This window comes from Aquabacterium sp. UBA2148 (genome assembly GCF_002328915.1).
GTDB classification, from domain to species: Bacteria; Pseudomonadota; Gammaproteobacteria; order Burkholderiales; family Burkholderiaceae_C; genus Aquabacterium; species Aquabacterium parvum.
Map to the genome: position 1 here is coordinate 1163 of NZ_DCXA01000019.1, position 1746 is coordinate 2908.

The 1746-nt window shown below is 68.2% G+C and carries 2 protein-coding genes; both read left to right on the top strand.

Annotation, left to right across the window (positions count from 1 at the left end; genetic code table 11):
* The coding region (locus B2W70_RS00935; RefSeq protein WP_286742061.1) for an SDR family NAD(P)-dependent oxidoreductase at positions 1-588 on the top strand (588 nt) is incomplete at its 5' end.
* A gap of 45 nt (positions 589-633) precedes the next feature.
* On the top strand, positions 634-1731 hold the full coding sequence (locus B2W70_RS00940; protein WP_286742062.1) for a hypothetical protein: 1098 nt from the start codon (positions 634-636) through the stop codon (positions 1729-1731).
* Positions 1732-1746 lie beyond the last annotated feature (15 nt).

Sequence of the window (1746 nt, forward strand, 5' to 3'; positions counted from 1 at the left end):
GTGGCCCTGGCGAGCTTCGAGCAAGCCACAGGCGGCCGCCTGGACGTGCTCTTCAACAACGCCGGCATCGCCGTGACGCAGCCCTTCGAAGAGGCTGCGCTGGTGCGCCACCACCGCCTCATCGACATCAACCTCAAAGGCCTGGTCAACGGCTGTCACCTGGCCTTTGCGCTGCTCAAGCGCACCCAGGGCAGCCGCGTCATCAACATGTGCTCGGCCTCGGCCCTGTACGGCCAGCCCGAGCTGGGCACCTACTCGGCCACCAAGGCCGCGGTGCGCAGCCTCACCGAAGCGCTGGACATCGAGTGGCGCCGCCACGGCATCCGCGTGGTCGACGTGCTGCCCCTGTTCGTCAACACCGCCATGGTGACCAACGAGGTCAGCCGCATGAAGACGGTGTCAACGCTCGGCGTGCGCCTGGGCCCCGAGGACGTGGCCGCCACCGTCTGGCAGCTGGCCAACGCTTCTCAAGGCAGCCTGCCCGTGCACTCGCTGGTGGGTTGGCAGACCAAGTTGTTCGCGCTGCTCTCGAAGCTGTCGCCCGCTTTCATGAACCGCCTGGTGACCGCCCGCATGGCCGGTTACTGAACCGTGGGGCACTGCGTCCCCTCTCGCCTTTTCCTGGAGACCCCGATGACCCAGATGCCTCACCCGGCAGGGATGCGCTCGCTCACCGATTTCGATGGCGCCCGTGACGCCGCCGCCCCGCAAGACCGCCTGCGCGAAGTGCGCCGCCGCGCCCAAGCCCTGCGCGAGCGCATGCTCGCCGAGCCCGAGGTGCTGTGCTGGCGCAGCTTCGACCTCATTCGCGCGCCTTACCCGACGTATTACGCCTACTCGGGTGTGTTCGCCGACCGCGGCTTCAAGTTCCCGCTGGTGCACCTGCTCAACCGACTCTTCGTGGTCCAGTACCTCGACCACGACGGCGTGCTGCGCACCTTGCTGATGTCGCCCACCGATCACGACGCCAACCGCGAGACACCGTTCTTCAAGCGCCTGGCCGAGCGCGCGCCCAAGTGGGTGCAGCCCATCGTGGCGCCGCAGTTCAACACCGTCGAGAGCGTGCTGGCCACCTGCGGCCTGCGCCCCGAAGACATCGACTACATCAGCTACGACCACCTGCACACGCAGGACGTGCGCCGCTGGCTCGCCGGCCCCAAGCCGTACTTCCCGAACGCCAAGCTGCTGGTGCACCGCCAGGAGTGGGCCTCCACGCTGGCCTTGCTGCCCTTGCAAGCGGAGTGGTACTGCCCGAACGGCATCGCCGGCATCCCGAGCGAGCGCATCGTGCCTTTCGATGGCAGCCTGAGCCTGGGCCCCGGGGTGGCGTTGGTCCACACGCCGGGCCACACCGAAGGCAACCACTCGCTGGCCGCCCGCGTGCCCGACGGCATCCGCGTGACCAGCGAGAACGGTGTGGGCTCTGACGCCTACGAGCCGAAGAACTCGCGCATCAACGCCGTGCGCCGCCACGCCCTGTCCACGGGCAAGGAGGTCATCCTCAACGGCAACACGCTCGAAGGCAGCAACGACCAGTACATCTCCATGGTGCTGGAGAAGACGCTGGCCGGCCCGTCGGTCAACCGCGAGTACCCCAACTGCGCGTCGTCCAGCGAGCGCACGCCCTACTGGTTGTTCCCGGGCGAGCCGGTGAGCCACCTGTTCGGCGAAGCGCACTTTGGCCGCATCCAGCGGCGCGGCGAGGGCGCCTTGTCGCGCAAGGCCGCGTGATGGCCGAGTTCGAGG